This window comes from Opitutaceae bacterium TAV5, from assembly GCA_000242935.3.
In the GTDB taxonomy this organism is placed as follows: domain Bacteria; phylum Verrucomicrobiota; class Verrucomicrobiia; order Opitutales; family Opitutaceae; genus Geminisphaera.
In genome coordinates, this window is sequence record CP007053.1 from 4628690 (window position 1) to 4643597 (window position 14908).

At 64.7% G+C, this 14908-nt stretch carries 13 protein-coding genes; 9 read left to right on the forward strand and 4 right to left on the reverse strand.

Going from position 1 to position 14908, the window contains the following annotated elements; genetic code table 11:
• Positions 1-74 precede the first annotated feature (74 nt).
• Positions 75-683 (forward strand): isopropylmalate isomerase, encoded by a 609-nt coding sequence (locus tag OPIT5_19695; GenBank protein ID AHF92133.1) that lies wholly within the window; start codon positions 75-77, stop codon positions 681-683.
• A 210-nt stretch (positions 684-893) separates the two neighbouring features.
• Here OPIT5_19695 and gltA read toward each other — a convergent pair whose 3' ends face one another.
• Together gltA and OPIT5_19705 are read right to left on the reverse strand one after the other, a co-directional pair.
• Complete coding sequence (gene gltA / locus OPIT5_19700; GenBank protein ID AHF92134.1) at positions 894-2204, reverse strand: type II citrate synthase; 1311 nt, start codon at positions 2202-2204, stop codon at positions 894-896.
• A 100-nt stretch (positions 2205-2304) separates the two neighbouring features.
• Entirely contained in the window at positions 2305-3066 is a 762-nt protein-coding gene (locus tag OPIT5_19705) for a hypothetical protein (GenBank protein AHF92135.1), read from the reverse strand.
• A gap of 111 nt (positions 3067-3177) precedes the next feature.
• On the opposite strand from OPIT5_19705, the gene OPIT5_19710 reads away from it, so the two are divergent.
• Positions 3178-3438, forward strand: a complete 261-nt coding sequence (locus OPIT5_19710; protein ID AHF92136.1) for a hypothetical protein — start codon at positions 3178-3180, stop codon at positions 3436-3438.
• A gap of 132 nt (positions 3439-3570) precedes the next feature.
• Here the strand turns inward: OPIT5_19710 and OPIT5_19715 are convergent, their stop codons facing one another.
• Positions 3571-3774, reverse strand: coding sequence for a hypothetical protein (locus tag OPIT5_19715; GenBank protein AHF94536.1), 204 nt, complete (start codon positions 3772-3774; stop codon positions 3571-3573).
• Between the two features lie 266 nt (positions 3775-4040).
• Here OPIT5_19715 and OPIT5_19720 point away from each other — a divergent pair, with 266 nt between their 5' ends.
• The 3 genes from OPIT5_19720 (at position 4041) to OPIT5_19730 (ending at position 6653) form a co-directional block, all read left to right on the forward strand.
• The gene (locus OPIT5_19720) at positions 4041-4199 is read left to right on the forward strand and encodes a hypothetical protein (protein ID AHF94537.1); all 159 of its coding nucleotides are present in this window, start codon (positions 4041-4043) and stop codon (positions 4197-4199) included.
• A gap of 780 nt (positions 4200-4979) precedes the next feature.
• Positions 4980-5645: a hypothetical protein gene (locus OPIT5_19725; GenBank protein AHF92137.1), complete on the forward strand. Its 666-nt coding sequence runs from the start codon at positions 4980-4982 to the stop codon at positions 5643-5645.
• 51 nt (positions 5646-5696) lie between these two features.
• The gene (locus OPIT5_19730; protein AHF92138.1) at positions 5697-6653 is read left to right on the forward strand and encodes a Sulphatase-modifying factor protein; all 957 of its coding nucleotides are present in this window, start codon (positions 5697-5699) and stop codon (positions 6651-6653) included.
• A 479-nt stretch (positions 6654-7132) separates the two neighbouring features.
• Here OPIT5_19730 and OPIT5_19735 read toward each other — a convergent pair whose 3' ends face one another.
• A complete protein-coding gene (locus OPIT5_19735; protein ID AHF92139.1) occupies positions 7133-9577 on the reverse strand; it encodes a polyphosphate kinase in 2445 nt (814 codons plus the stop codon).
• A 203-nt stretch (positions 9578-9780) separates the two neighbouring features.
• Between OPIT5_19735 and OPIT5_19740 the strand changes: the two genes are divergently transcribed.
• From OPIT5_19740 to OPIT5_19755, 4 genes are all read left to right on the forward strand, one after another.
• Positions 9781-11370 (forward strand): 3-phosphoglycerate dehydrogenase, encoded by a 1590-nt coding sequence (locus OPIT5_19740; GenBank protein ID AHF92140.1) that lies wholly within the window; start codon positions 9781-9783, stop codon positions 11368-11370.
• 131 nt (positions 11371-11501) lie between these two features.
• Positions 11502-12200: a glycerol-3-phosphate acyltransferase gene (locus OPIT5_19745; protein AHF92141.1), complete on the forward strand. Its 699-nt coding sequence runs from the start codon at positions 11502-11504 to the stop codon at positions 12198-12200.
• Between the two features lie 58 nt (positions 12201-12258).
• Complete coding sequence (locus OPIT5_19750; GenBank protein AHF92142.1) at positions 12259-13575, forward strand: homoserine dehydrogenase; 1317 nt, start codon at positions 12259-12261, stop codon at positions 13573-13575.
• A 72-nt stretch (positions 13576-13647) separates the two neighbouring features.
• Entirely contained in the window at positions 13648-14865 is a 1218-nt protein-coding gene (locus OPIT5_19755) for an aspartate kinase (GenBank protein AHF92143.1), read from the forward strand.
• Positions 14866-14908 lie beyond the last annotated feature (43 nt).

Genomic DNA, 14908 nt, shown 5'->3' on the forward strand with positions numbered 1-14908 from the left:
GGGACTCATGGTTCCCCAATCCGTGTCCATCCGTGAAATCCGTGGTTAACAAAACAATCAATCACTCTTGAAAAATGGCTCTCGCAAAAATCACCCAGGTCACCGGTCGCGGCGTGTTCGTGCCCGGCAATGACATCGACACCGACCGCATCATCCCGGCGCGCTTCATGAAGTGCGTCACCTTCGACGGGCTCGGCGAATTTTTATTCTACGACGTCCGCCACACGCCCGAAGGCCAGCCCGTCGTCCCGGCGCATCCGATCGACAAGCCCGAGCACAAGGGCGCCACGATTCTGCTCTCCGGCGCGAATTTCGGCTGCGGCTCCTCCCGCGAACACGCTCCGCAGGCGATCCACAAGGCCGGTTTCCGCGCCGTCATCGCCGAAAACTTCGCCGAGATCTTTTTCGGCAACAGCACCACGCTCGGCATCCCCTGCGTGAACGCGAAGCGCGAGGACATCGCCCGAATCGCCGCCGCCATCGAGGCCGATCCTCAACTCGAAATCGTCGTCGACGTGGAGAAGCTGGAGGTGCGTTTCGGCGGCCGGAGCGTGCCCGTGACCCAGCGCGAGAGCGCCCGTGACGCGCTCGTCAACGGCCGCTGGGACGCCATCGGCGAACTGATCGAAGGCAAGCCGAAGGTCCTGGAACTGGCCACCACGCTGCCGTATCTGGCGGCTTGAAGCGGGCGGTGCAGATCGCCGTCGGTGGAGGCCTTGCGGAGCGGCGGCATTCCTGCCGCTGCGACGAGGCGCGTCAGCGCCTCGCCCCGTGCCTCGCCGTTCACCTTGACCGACCGGCCGCCCGTCCGTCCCTCACCTGATTGACCTGACCGGCGACGCTGCGCGTCGTCTGCAGCGGCAGGAATGCCGCCGCTCCGTCAAGACCGGCGGTCAGTCCCTGCTGCGCTGGTCGAGGGGCACGTAGTCGCGCCGGGTGTGGCCGTTGTAAATCTGGCGCGGGCGGTAAATCTTGAGTTTCGGGTTGGCGGCGACTTCGCGCCACTGGGCGATCCAGCCGGGCATGCGGCCGATGGCAAACATCACGGTGAACATGTTCTCCGGGATGCCGAGCGCGCGCATGATCAGGCCCGAGTAGAAATCGACGTTCGGGTAGAGCTTGCGCGAGAGGAAGTACTCGTCGTTCAGGGCGACTTCCTCGAGCTTCATGGCGATGTTGAGCAGCGGGTCGTCCTTGATGCCGAGCGAGCCGAGCGCCTTGTAGAAGCTGGCCTTGATGATCTTCGCGCGCGGATCGTAGTTTTTGTAGACGCGGTGGCCGAAGCCCATCAGGCGGTGTCCCTGGCCGTTCTTGGCGGCCTCGATGAAGCGGGTGCCGTCGTCGCCGGTGGCGTGGATTTCGCGGAGCATCTGGATGACCGCCATGTTGGCGCCGCCGTGGAGCGGGCCCCAGAGGGCGTTGACGCCGGCGGAGACGGAGGCGAAGAGGTTGGCGCCCGCGGAGGCGACCATCCGCACGACGGAGGTCGAGCAGTTCTGCTCGTGGTCGGCGTGGAGGAGGAGGAAGAGGTTGAGCGCCTGGGCGACTTCGGCGGTGGGGATGTATTCCTTCCACGGCTCGGAGAACATCAGGTGGAGGAAGTTTTCACAGTAGCCGAAGTTGGGGCGCGGGTAGTTGAAGGGCTGGCCGTTGCCGACGCGGTAGGTGTGCGCGGCGATGGTGCGGACCTTGGAGATGGCGATGGCGACGGTCTCCTCGAAGTGCTCGAGGTCGTTCTGGTGATTGTTGCTGGCGAGGTGCGGGTAGTAGGCGCCGAGGGCGTTGAGCGTGGCGGAGAGCACGGCCATCGGGTGGGCGTCGCGCGGGAAACTCTGGATAAAGCGGATCATGCCCTCGCGCAGCGGGGCGTTTTCGGTGAGGAGCCGCGAATAGGTGGCGCGCTGGCGGGGCGTGGGAAGTTCGCCGTTGATGACGAGGTAGGAGGATTCGACGAAACCGGAGTGTTCGGCGAGCTGCTCGATCGGGTAGCCGCGATAGCGGAGAATGCCGGTTTCGCCGTCGATGTAGGTGATCTTGCTGTGACAGGAACCGGTGTTTCCGAAGCCGTCGTCGTAGGTGATAAATCCGGTTTCGGAACGCAATTTCGAGATATCGAAGGCCTTCTCGTTTTCGGTACCGACGATGATCGGCAATTTCAGTTCTTTTCCTTCCAGTGTCAGGGTTGCGGTCTGGTCGTTGGCCATATGCCGCGAAAGAGAGTCAATTTGCCACCACTTGCAAAGAAAAGTTCGCCATAAAACCGTGCAAATTTGCGTCGGAGAGGCGGTCGCGCGGTCTGCGGGGTCAACGACGTGCGGAACCGGCGCGGGGGGAGGAGGCGTCCGGCATGGAAAAAAGCCCGTCCGGGATTTTCGGGTTGGGGGTGATGCGGGTGATGATCGTTTCGTGCAACAGCTCCTGGCCGGCGAAGGCGCGGATGCGGAAGGGTTGCTGCACGCCGGCGACGGGGCGGTAGTCGGAGTAGAGGATGCGCATGACAAACGGCTTGCCGGTGCGGTCGCGCCGGGCCGAATCGCGGCGCACGATGAGGAGGGTGCGGGCGTCGACGAAGAGCGAGTACTGGTCGGTGAAGCGCACGGTGGCGAGCAACTGGTAGCAGAGGGTGCCGTCGAGCTCGTTCATGCCGAGGTAGTCGAGGGAGATCTGGCGGCGTTCGGGCTCGATGAGGAGGTCGTCGAACTGCGCGTCGCCTTTGAATTCGCGGGCGTCGGAGGCGGACTGGCGGCGGGCGGGTTGGTCGGGCTGGTCGCGTTGCCAGGGAGGGTCGTTGCCGTCGTAGCCGCTGACGAGCGTGGAGCCGGGGGCGCGGGTTTCGATCCAGACGCGGTCGGGGCGGGCGGCGACCATGCGGAAGGGCAGGGTCTGCCCGGCGATGCGGGTTTCGCCGGTGACTTCCATGGCGGTGAGCCGGCGGATGGCGTCGAGGCCGCCGAGCCGGTCGACGTGGAGGCGCGAGAGATCGCGGGCGAAATCTTCCGCCGTCATTGTCGCCGTCGCGCAGAGGGTAATGCCGAGGTAGACGCAAACGCGCCGCAGCCAGATCATGGTCGGCCGATATCGCCAGCCAGGGCGGGATTGCACAAGCCGAAAGGATTCGGGGGGGGGAGGGGGGCTTTTGCGCTGGCGGAGGCGAAGGCGGCTGCGTAGCCAGATGTCATGAGTATGGAATTCGGCTGGTGGGTGCGTGATCCCGAGGAGGGCAAGTACCAGATCCGCGTGATCATTCACGGCGGCAACATCGAGTGGAAGCGCAAGCAGGGCCACCACACGCCGTGGGAAACCTATGCTCCGGTGACGGGGGAGGACTGGGAAAAACTCCTCGCCGAGGCCGAAACGCGTCTGCCGCGCCGGCTGATGTCGCAAAAACAGTTCGAGGAAATCCGGCGGTTGCAGGCGAAGGCCGGTTACGGGGGATGATCAATGGCGAATGTTACGCGGAGCGTCGTGGCGCGGGCTTTTTCTGCCAAACGCTCGCTCCCGTTCGTTCTCATTCTCGTTCTCTTACTCGTTCTCCGGATCGTACTCTTTCTCGTACTCCTTCTCTTTCTCTTACTCTTTTTCGTGCTGCGACGTGCCGTGCGAGTGCCGGAGCAGGAGAATGAACGATCCGGAGAACGAGCAGGAGAAAGAGAAGGAGAACGAACCCGGACCGGAGAAAGAGAACGAGAAAGAGAACGAGAACGATTCCGGCTGCTGGCGAAGCCAGCCCTGGAGTGCGGCAGTCCTCTGCCGCTTTCCGCTCCAGAGCGGCAAAAGGGAGGATCTGGAAATTCATTTTGGTCACAGAGGACACGGAGCTCCGACACAGAGGGCACGGAGGTCCAAACGACTCCACGCCCCTCATCCCTTCCGTACCGGCTCTTTTTCAATTAACTAAAAATCCCGGGATTTACAGATAAACGCCACATTCAGCCGGACAGACCTCCGTGCCCTCTGTGTCCGAGCTCTGTGCCCTCTGTGTAATTTTATGAAGCTCTCTTCCTCCTTTCGGTTGCGGCTGCGCCGCTCTGTGACCTGTTTTGTCCGGTTCTTGGGAATTTTTAGAAGTTCCCAAAAACCAAAACGGCAAAAAGCGGAGAAAGGGGAAAAAAAATCCGGAAAACCCGAAAAAAACTTTTCGGACGGCTTTTCACCCGGGAGCGTTTTTTTTGCGGATGTGGCTTGCCGACAAACGCTAGCGAAAGAAACACTAAGCATTAGTGCGAATCATATACAGGGTTTTACCCCCCTTCCCCCCCTGCCGGGGATTCTGGTAGAGTGTGTGCTTTGCCGTGAACCACCGTCTGCCTGCCAACCACCGCCACGCTGCGCCGCTCGCCGCTCCCGCCCGCCGGGTTGCGGGCACGGGTTGCGTGAGGATTGCGGCGGAGAACACGGCGGAGAAAATTGCGGAAGTGCTTGACAAATATGCCGGTTACGATCAGATTATAATCGCAGCCCGCAGCCCGCAGCCCGCAGCCCGCAGCCCGCAGCCCGCAGCCCGCAGCCCGCATAGCGGCGTAGCGGCAGGCATCCACGGCGTCAGTCATCCCGTTTTCGTTACAGGCAACCGGATTTCCGTTGTCGACAACCCCGCCTCCGGCGTCTCCCCCGCAGCCTCCGGCGTCCTCCCCGCAGCTTCCGTTGTCTCCCCCGCAGCTTCCGTTGTCTCCCCCGCAAGCTTCGTTGGCCTACCCGGAACTTTCGTTAGCCTACCCGGAAGTTCCGTTGTCCTACCCGGAACCTCCGGGGGCCTACCCGCAACCTTCGGGGGCCTACCCGGAAGTTCCGTTGGCCTACCCGCCACCTCCGGGGAGCTACCCGGAACTTTCGGGGGGCTACCCGCAAGCTCCGGGGGGCTACCCGGAACCTTCGTTGTCCTACCCGGAAGTTCCGTTGGCCTACCCGGAAACCCCGCTGGCCTACCCCCTGCCGCCGCCGGGCTACCCCGGTTCTAGATTTCCCACAACCAGACCACCATGCACTACAGCGATTACATCCCCCGCCCGGACGAAGCCTTCCACCTGTTTCAGGAAAACCTGATCGAGGTGCTGCCCGGGTTTTTTACGAAACTCGGCATCACCACCGCGCAGCTTGAGCCGCTGGTGGCGGCGCAGGCCGTGTGGCGCGACGCGTGGGGCCTCGTGTGCAACCCCGCCACGCGCACCAGCGTGGCCATCACCAACAAGGACGCCGCCCGCGAAGCCTATGAAGCCGCGATCCGCAAACTCGTGCGCCGCTACATCACCGGCAACGACGACCTGACGAACGGCGACCGGCAACTGCTCGGGCTGCCCCCGCGCAAGGAAGGCCGCACGCCCATCCTGCCGCCCGACGATTACCCCGAAGCCTGGTTCGACACGAGCATCCTGCGCGAGGTGCACGCGCACTTCCGCCCCCGGGGCAGCGAGCACCGGGCCAAGGCCGACCTCATGCACGGTGCGGAGGCCGCCTGGTCCTTCCTCGACAGTCCGCCGACGGATGTGGAGCAACTCATCCGCTCGGCGTTCGACACGCGCAGCCCGCTCAAGCTCACGTTCAAGGAGAGCGAGCGCGGGAAAACCCTCTACATCGCCTTCCGCTGGGAAGCCCCCAACGGCTCCAAAGGCCCCTGGAGCCCCATCTACTCCGTCGTCATCCCCTGAACAGTGAACCCTGAACAGTTTGGCAGTAAAACCATGAACAGTGAAACAACCATGAACACACACACGACAAAGACGCGCACCGCCGCGCTGCTGGCGGCTGCGCTGATAACGTTGGGAGCCGGTACGGCCACGGGCCAGACGATCCCGATCGAGACGGTGCAGATAAACGGGGCCGCCAGCCCCAACGCTGCGGACTCCGCCACGGGCTCGCGCTACGGAGCGGTCTCCTACGACTACTATATCGGTACGAAGGAAGTGACGAACGCGCAGTACGCGCAGTTCCTGAACGCGGTGGCGGCGCAGAGCGACACGTATGCGCTGTATAATACGGACATGGCGAGCACCGGGCTGACGCGCTCGGGATCGGCGGGAAACTGGACGTACACGGCGACAGACCCGAACAAGCCGGTGGTGTATGTGAGTTTTTGGGATGCGGCGAGGTTCTGCAACTGGCTGACGTCGGGGGAGACGGAGGTGGGGGTGTACGACTTTGGCGGGGTGACGAACCCGACGAATAACACGGTAAGCCGGAATGCGGCCGCGTGGGCGACGGGAGGCTGGGCGTTGCCGACGGAGGACGAGTGGTACAAGGCGGCGTATTACAATCCGGCTACGGACAGCTATTCGTTGTATCCGACCGGAAAGGATACGATCATTACCAGCGATGCGAACTACCTCGCCAGCGGTATTGGTGCGTCGACGAATGCAGGAAGTTACGCAGCGAACCCGAACGGAATATTCGACATGGCAGGCAACGTGTGGGAGTGGAACGATGCTATTATAAATACTTTTGACCGTGGTGTGCGGGGCGGCGCGTTCGACGACAACGACAGCGAACTCGCCTCCTCGGTGCGCAACTACGGCACCGCAGCGGACAGGATCGACTACGTCGGTTTTCGTGTTGCGGCCTTGTACCTGACGGCCGTGCCTGAGCCCGCGACGTATGCGGCGCTGGCCGGGCTGGCGATGCTCGGCTGGGCGGCGCTGCGCCGCCGTGGCAGCCGGTGACGGATTCTCCCGCTCCCCCCCTTCCCCCCGGGCGGGGAGGCAGGCGGGTGGCACGAGAAGCGGCGGGGAGGTTTTGGTATTTTGTTTTCCCTCCCCCGCCGTCGCCACCCGCTCTCCCTGCCGGGGGGTTTGTGTAGTTAATATATCATGACCGGGATACGAGGGCGGCGGCCTGCGGCAAGCAGGCTGCCGCCCTCTTTTCCGTTCCGGAGGGCGTTATCCAAAGCCGTGTCAACGTCAGCCGGAGCGGCGGGGGGGAGGGGGGGCGGCGCTCCGCGCCGTCCACGGGCTGGAAGCCCGTGCCACGCGGAGAGGCAACGCACACGGGCAAGATGCCCGTGCCACGTTGCGGGCGGGACGCCCGCTGACCAGAGACCAGAAGCCAGAGGCCAGAGACCAGAAGCCAGACAACCGGCAGGCGAAACCTGTCTTCTGTCCTCTGTCCTCTGGCCTCTGGTCTCTGTCCTCTGTTCAGCGGATCATTCGTCCACGGCCAGAGCGCTGGCGCGCTGGAGGGCGCTGGCTACGAAATACGTTTGCGCAGAGAAGGGCGGGGCGTCGGCGGCGCGCGTCACCGGGAGGTAGCCGCCGCTGGCATGGAGCTCGCGGGCGAATTCGTTGTCGGCCAGCTCCATCGCGATGAGTTCGTCCGTGATCCAGCGGCGCAGCGCGGGCTCCTGCACCGGGAAGAGGACCTCGATGCGGCGGAAAAAGTTGCGCGGCATCCAGTCGGCGCTGCCGGCGTAGATGAGCGGGCCGGCGGCAGGCGCCGCCAGTCCGGAGTTCAGGGTTTCCGGTCCGGAGTTGTCGGCAGGCGTGGCCTCGCCTGAACCCTGAACCCGGAACCCTGAACCCGGAACCCTGAACCCTGAACCCTGAACGTCCGCCGCCGTCGCGGCGGCGGCAGCGGCGGCGCTGGCGTTTTCGAAATAAAACACGCGGGCGTGTTCGAGGAAGCGGCCGACGATGGACCGCACCCGGATGTTGTCGCTGAGGCCGCGCACGCCGGGGACGAGGCAGCAGATGCCGCGGATCACGAGGTCGATCTGCACGCCGGCGCGGGAGGCGGCGTAGAGGGCGTCGATGGTGGCCTTGTCCACGAGCGAGTTCATCTTCGCAAATATGCGCGCGGGCCGGCCGGCCTCGGCGTTGGCGCGCTCGGCGGCGATGAGTTCGATGATGCGGCGATGCAGGTCGTAGGGCGCGACGAGCAGCCGGGCGAACTCGGGCGCGCGGCTGAATCCGGTGAGCGAATTGAAGAGATCGGCGGCGTCGGAGGTGATGTCCTCGCGGGCGGTGAAGTAGCTGAGGTCGGTGTAGAGGCGGGCGGTCTTCGGGTTGTAGTTGCCGGTGCCGAGGTGGACGTAACGGCGGAGGCGGCCGCCGGGCTCGCGGCGGACGACGAGCGAGCATTTGCAGTGGGTCTTGTGGCCGATGAGGCCGTAGACGACATGCACGCCGGCTTCCTCGAGCTGCCGCGCCCACTGGATGTTGTTGGCCTCGTCGCCGCGGGCCTTGAGCTCGACGAGGGCGGTGACCTGCTTGCCGTTGTGCGAGGCTTCGCTGAGGGCGCGCACGATGGGGGAATCGCCGCTCGTGCGGTAGAGCGTCTGCTTGATGGCATAGACGCCGGGATCGCGCGCGGCCTGGGTCACAAAATCCACGACGGGCTGGAAGGAATCGTAGGGGTGGTGGAGGAGCACGTCCTGCGCGGCGATGGTGTCGAAGATGCGGGCCGGGTCGCGCAGGGGGGAGACGGCGGCGGGCGTGAAGGGCGGGTACTTGAGGTCGGGCCGGTCGAGGTCGGCCAGGCTCATGAGGCGGAGAAGGTTGAGGGGACCGGCGAGGCGGAAGACGTATTCGTGCGACAAGGACAGGTGGTCGCAGAGGGTCCGGAAGATGTCGTCGCCCACACCGTCCTCGATTTCGAGGCGCACGGCCGCGCCGCGGCGGAGGTTGCGCAACTCCTCCTCGATCGTCTTGAGGAGATTGTCGGCTTCCTCCTCGTCGATGTAGAGGTCGCTGTTGCGGGTGACGCGGAAGGAGTGGGCGCTGTCGATCGTGTAGCCGGGGAAGAGCGCGCCGCAGCACAGCTTGATGATTTCGGAGAGGAAGATGTGGACGCCGGGGCCGTCGGCATTGGCGATGCGGACGTGGCGGGGGAGGATGCGGGGAACGGGCAGGATGACGATGCGCTTGCCCTCGCCGGCGCCGCCCGCGCCTTCGGGCGAGTCGGGGTCGTTGAGGCAGACGATGACGTTGAGGGTCTTGTTGCCGAGTTGCGGGAACGGGTGCGACTGGTCGAGGCCGAGCGGCGTGAGCACGGGGTAGATCTGTTCCTCGAAGTAAGTGCGCACCCAGGCGAGTTCGGTGGCGGTGAGTTCGCGGGCGGTCTTGAAGACGATGCCTTTCTTCGCCAGCGCCGGGATCAGTTCGCGGTGCCAGCAGCGGTACTGGTCCTCGACGAGCGAGGCGACGACCGAGTGGATGCGGCGAAGCTGCTCCTTGGGGCCGAGGCCGTCGAAGGACGGTTCGGTGACGCCGCTCTCGACCTGCTGGATGAGGCCGGCGACGCGGATTTCGAAAAACTCGTCGAGATTGCCGGAGACGATGGCGAGGAATTTGATGCGTTCGAGGAGCGGATGTTTTTCGTTGCGAGCCTGTTCGAGGACGCGGCGGTTAAAGGCGAGCCAGGAGAGTTCGCGGTTGAAATAGGCGGTCTTGACCGGGGTGCGCACGGGGACGATCGGCGTGGCGTTGGAGGCCGGGGTAAGGACGCGGTTGTCGACAGGCGCCGCGGGCGTGGCGGCTGCGGCGGATGCGGGGCGGGCGGGCTTGCGGGCGCGTTTCCCGGTGGTGGCTTTGGCGCGTGACGGTAAAATAGAGTGTTTCCTGGCAGGCATTTCGAAAAAGGGGACGTTCACGGTAGCCAGCCGGGGCGGCGAAACCAGAACGAAGTGGCATGTTACACAAATGTTACATGCAGGGAGAGGGTTGCGGGCGGGGGGGGCCGGACAGCAACGGGCAGGCGCGGACGGTCGCACCGGATCACTTCATCCGGTGGCATGTGACTTTTCCTTGCTTGCCGTCGCAGGGGCTTGTTCGCTGGCCGGCTCTATATTTGTCCATGAAAATCCTGGTCGCCGACAAGATCTCACCCAAGGGAGTCGCCTTTTTGCGTCAGCAAACGGGCTTCGAAGTGGTGGAGGCTTACGGCTCTTCCCCCGAGAAAGTCCTCGAACTGGTCAGGGACGTGCATGCCATCGCCGTCCGTTCGGAAACGAAAATCACCCGCGAGGTCATCGCGGCCGCGCCCTTGCTGAAGGTTGTGGGCCGCGCCGGCGTGGGCGTTGACAACGTCGATGTCGAGGCCGCCACCGAGCGCGGTGTCGTCGTCATGAACACGCCGGCGGGCAACACCATCGCCACGGCCGAGCTGACGTTCACACACATCCTCTGCGGCTCGCGCCCGGTCGCCCAGGCCGCCGCCTCGATGCGCGAGGGCAAGTGGGACCGCAAGGCGTTCAGCGGCGTGGAGCTTTTCAAAAAGACGCTCGGCATCATCGGCATGGGCCGTATCGGTGGCGAGGTCGCCAAGCGCGCCGTCGCCTTCGGGATGAAGGTGCTCGCCTACGATCCGTACCTCGCTCCCAGCCGCGCCAAGGCCATGCAAGTGGAGGTCGCCACGCTCGACGACATCCTCGCCCAGGCCGACTACATCACCGTCCACATGCCGCTCACGGACGATACGAAGTACATGATCGACGAGGCTGCGCTGGCGAAGTGCCGGAAGGGCGTGCGCCTCTTCAACTGCGCCCGCGGCGGCATCATCAAGGAGTCGGCGCTCATCGCCGCCCTCAAGAGCGGCCACGTGGCCGCCGCCGGTCTCGATGTCTACGAGGATGAACCCCTCGCGAAGGACAGCGAACTGCGCACGCTCCCCAATGTCGTCCTCACCCCGCACCTCGGCGCTTCCACGGCCGAGGCGCAGGAATCGGTCGGCATCGAGATCGCCGAGCAGATCACCGACGTCCTCCGGACCGGCGCCATCCGCAATGCCGTCAACATGCCTTCGGTCGACGCCGCCACGGCCCAGACCCTGCGCCCCTACATCGAACTCGGCACGCGCCTCGGCACGCTCGTCCAGCAGATCGCGCCGCAGCAGATCGCCAAGGTCCGCGTGCTCTATCACGGCAAGATGGTCGAGCTCGATGCCAACGCCGTCACCCGCGCCATCCAGCACGGTTTCCTCCGCCGGATCAGCGGCGACGAGGTCAACGCCGTCAACGCCCCGGTCTTCTTCCAGCGCCTCGGCATCGATTTCGAGGTGATCAAGACCAGCGACGTGGCGGACTACACCGAGCTCATGGCCGTCGAGGCCATCACCCCGGCGGGCGAGGTGTTCAGCGCGCGCGGCACGCTCATCGGCAAGAACAACGAGCCCCGCATCGTCGGCATCAACGGCCGCGAGGTCGAAGTCGCCGCCGAGGGCCAGCTCCTCGTGCTGGAAAACATCGACAAGCCCGGCATGGTGGGCACGGTCGGCACGCTGCTCGGCAACGACGGCGTCAACATCGCCGACATGTCGCTCACCCGCCTCATCCTCGGCGGCACCGCCTACATGGTGGTGCGCGTCGACCACGAGCCCAGCGCCACCGCGCGCGAGGCGCTCAAGAAAAACCCGCTGATCAAATCGGCCAAGTTCGTGCAACTGTGAATCCATTACGAATGACGGATTACGAAGGACGAATGGCGAAGCGGGGGGCATGAACATCGTCCCGACCCTCCTTCCGGTTCGCGATTTGTAACTCGTAATCTGTCATTCGTAATCCGTCATCCGTAATTCCCATGCTGCTCCCCGCCACTCTCGCCGCCGTGATCGGCTACTTCCTCGGCGCCCTGCCGTTCGGGTACCTCGTGGCGCGGAGTTTCGGCATCAACATCTTCGAGCACGGCAGCAAAAACCCCGGCGCGACCAACGTGAAGCGCGTGCTCGGCGAGAAATTCGGCCCGCGCGGCAAACGCGCCGGCACCCGCGTGTTCCTGCTCGATGCGGTCAAGGGCGCGCTCGCCGCCGGCTGGCCCCTGCTGATTCTGCCCTTGTTTCACACGCGCGTGTTGCCGCTCGGCACCGAAGACAACTGGATTAACATCCACACCTTCGATGCTGGCACGGTCAACGCTGCCGCCATCACCGGCCTCGTGGCCGCGCTCATCGGTCACAGCTTTTCCTGCTTCACCCGTTTCCGCGGCGGCAAGGGCGTGGCGACCTCCGCCGGCGGCCTCTTCATGCTGCTCCCCTGGCCGGCGCTGATCGCCCTCGCCACGTGGGGGCTGGTGTTCCGGTTCTCGCGCTACGTTTCGCTGGCCTCGATCGTGGCCGCCGTCGTGCTGCCGGTCGCCGCCTGGCTCTGGCCCTGGCCGCACACGCCGCTGCCGTTCGCCCTCCTCGCCACCCTCATCGGCGCCTTTGTGATCCTGCGCCACCGCACCAACATCAAACGCCTCCTCAGCGGCACCGAAAACCGGTTCGCCAGAAAAACCTGATCCGATTTTTCGCGCCTTTCGCGCCTTTTTTGCGCCCATTCAACTCTTCTTTCCAGGCATGAGCACCACCACCATCAACATCGGCATCTGCGGACTCGGCACGGTCGGGCAGGGCGTGTGGAAACACATCGAAAACGCCCGCTCCTCGCTCGAGACCCGAACCGGCGTGCAACTCGTGCTCCGCCGCGCCTCCGTCCGCGACCTGAAGAAAAAACGCGCCGTCCGCGTCCCCGCCGCGAAGCTCACCACCGACCCGCTCTCCATCGCCACCGATCCTCATATCCACATCGTGTGCGAACTCATCGGCGGCACCACCCTCGCGCGCGAAATCACCCTCGCCGCCCTCCGCCTCGGCAAGACCGTCGTCTCTGCCAACAAGGCCCTCCTCTGCGACCACGGCCCCGAGCTTCTCGCCGCCGCGCAGAAACACGGCGGTCACTTCCTCTTCGAGGCCTCCGTCGCCGGCGGCATTCCCATCGTCAAGGCCATCCGCGAAGGGCTCGCCGCCAACCGCTTTCCGCTCATCTACGGCATCCTCAACGGCACCTGCAACTACATCCTCACGCGCATGGAGCGCGAAGGGCTCAGTTACCCGGCCATCCTTGCCGACGCCAAGCGCCTCGGTTACGCCGAGGCCGAGGAATCGCTCGACGTCGAAGGCTGGGACACCGCCCACAAGGCCTCCGTCCTCGCGTACCTCGCCCACGGCGTCTGGGTGCCTACCGCAAAAATGACGGTCGAGGGCATCACGCAGATCACGCAGGCCGACCTGCAATTCGCCCGCGAGAACGGCTACGCCATAAAACTCCTCGCCGTCATCGCCCGCGACATCACGCATGCCCGCGGCGGCCTCTCCGTGCGGGTGGCTCCCGCGCTCCTCCCGCGCACCCGGGTCATCGCCAACGTCAACGACGTCTACAACGGCGTCTCCGTCACCGGCGATGTCGTGGGCGAGACCGTCTACATCGGCCGCGGCGCCGGCCAGGATCCGACGGCCAGCGCCGTCATTGCCGACATCGTCGACGCCGCGACGCGCCTCGCGTCCGGCCTTCCCGCTCCGAAGTCCAAAAAACAGTCCGCGGCCCGCGCCCCCTCCGTTCCGCTCGCCTCGCCCGAGTCGCTCCGCGGCAGCTATTACCTGCGTCTCGACGTGAAGGACGAGCCCGGCGTTCTCGCCAGGGTGGCGACCGTCACGGCGCGTTCGCGCGTCAGCATTGCGAGCGTCTCGCAACATCCCGGCGAGCGGCCCGACGCTGCCTCGCTCATCCTCACCACCCACGAGAGCAACGAAAAAGCCATCCGCGAGACCCTCGCCCGCCTCGCCAGGCTGGACTGCGTCCTCTCCCGGCCACTCCTGTTGCGCATCCACGAATAACCGGCAATCGCTCCGCACACGGATTTTTTGTCTTTTCGTGTGTTTCGTGGGCACCTTCCCGCATTTCCTCCCATGTCCCGAATAGTCCAAAAATACGGCGGCACCTCGGTCGGTGACGTCGAACGCATCAAAAACGTCGCGGCCCGGATCAAGACCTACCGCGACGAAGGCCACCAGGTGGTCGTGGTCGTCTCCGCCCGCTCCGGCGTGACGAATGAACTCATCGCCCGGGCCAAATCCATCACCACCGAGCCCGACGACCGGGAGATGGACCAGCTCCTCGCCGTCGGCGAACAGGAAACCATCGCCCTCACCGCGATGGCCCTCCATGCGATCGGCGTGCCCGCCGTGTCCTACACCGGCGCCCAGGCCGGCATCCTCACGGACAAGGTTCACACCAAGGCCAAAATCAAAAACATCAAGGCCGACGCCATCTCCGCCGACCTCGACGCCGGCAAGGTCGTCATCGTGGCCGGCTTCCAGGGCATCAACGAGGAGGGCCGTACCACCACGCTCGGCCGCGGCGGGTCCGACCTCAGCGCCATCTCGCTCGCCGGCGCGCTGCACGCCGACAAATGCGAAATCTACACCGATGTGGACGGCGTTTATACGGCCGACCCCCGCATCGTGAAGGACGCCCGCAAGCTCAACGAGATCTCCTACGACGAAATGCTCGAACTCGCCTCGGCTGGTTCGAAAGTCATGCAGTCGCGCTCTGTGGAATTTGCCGCCAAGTACAACGTCGTATTCGAAGTCCGCTCCTCTTTTAACAACAACCCGGGAACCATCGTGAAACAAGAAGTCGCCTACATGGAAAAAGTCGTCGTCCGCGGAGTCGCCGTGGACAAGGACCAGGCCAAGATCATCGTCAGCAACATCCTCGACAAGCCGGGTTCGGCGGCGAAGGTGTTCCGCGCGCTCTCCGACGCGAATGTCAATGTCGACATGATCGTGCAAAACGTCGGCCGCAACGGCATCGCCAACCTCACCTTCACGGTGGCGGGCACCGAGACGCAGCGCGCGCAAAAGGCGCTCGTCCCCGTGCTCGACGAGATCGGCGGCGGCCATGTGGCCGTGCACGAAAACATCGCCAAGCTTTCGGTGGTCGGCGTCGGCATGAAGACGCACAGCGGCGTGGCCGCCACGCTCTTCCAGAGCCTCGCCGATGCGAACATCAACATCGAGATGATCAGCACCTCCGAGATCAAGATCACGGTCGCGATCAGCAAGGACCAGGCCGACGAGGCCGCCCGCGTCGCCCACAAGGCCTTCGGCCTGGAAAACGCCTGAGGGCGCACACTCATTGCACGAAAGGAAACGAAGGTAACCAGGA

Excerpts from the sequence above, each read along its gene's own strand:
- OPIT5_19745 (AHF92141.1), top strand. The coding sequence starts at position 11,502 with ATGCTGCTCCCCGCCACTCTCGCCGCCGTGATCGGCTACTTCCTCGGC.
- OPIT5_19730 (AHF92138.1), top strand. The coding sequence starts at position 5,697 with ATGAACACACACACGACAAAGACGCGCACCGCCGCGCTGCTGGCGGCT.
- OPIT5_19695 (AHF92133.1), top strand. The coding sequence starts at position 75 with ATGGCTCTCGCAAAAATCACCCAGGTCACCGGTCGCGGCGTGTTCGTG.
- OPIT5_19750 (AHF92142.1), top strand. The coding sequence starts at position 12,259 with ATGAGCACCACCACCATCAACATCGGCATCTGCGGACTCGGCACGGTC.
- OPIT5_19710 (AHF92136.1), top strand. The coding sequence starts at position 3,178 with ATGAGTATGGAATTCGGCTGGTGGGTGCGTGATCCCGAGGAGGGCAAG.
- gltA (AHF92134.1), bottom strand. The coding sequence starts at position 2,204 with ATGGCCAACGACCAGACCGCAACCCTGACACTGGAAGGAAAAGAACTG.
- OPIT5_19755 (AHF92143.1), top strand. The coding sequence starts at position 13,648 with ATGTCCCGAATAGTCCAAAAATACGGCGGCACCTCGGTCGGTGACGTC.
- OPIT5_19725 (AHF92137.1), top strand. The coding sequence starts at position 4,980 with ATGCACTACAGCGATTACATCCCCCGCCCGGACGAAGCCTTCCACCTG.
- OPIT5_19740 (AHF92140.1), top strand. The coding sequence starts at position 9,781 with ATGAAAATCCTGGTCGCCGACAAGATCTCACCCAAGGGAGTCGCCTTT.
- OPIT5_19705 (AHF92135.1), bottom strand. The coding sequence starts at position 3,066 with ATGATCTGGCTGCGGCGCGTTTGCGTCTACCTCGGCATTACCCTCTGC.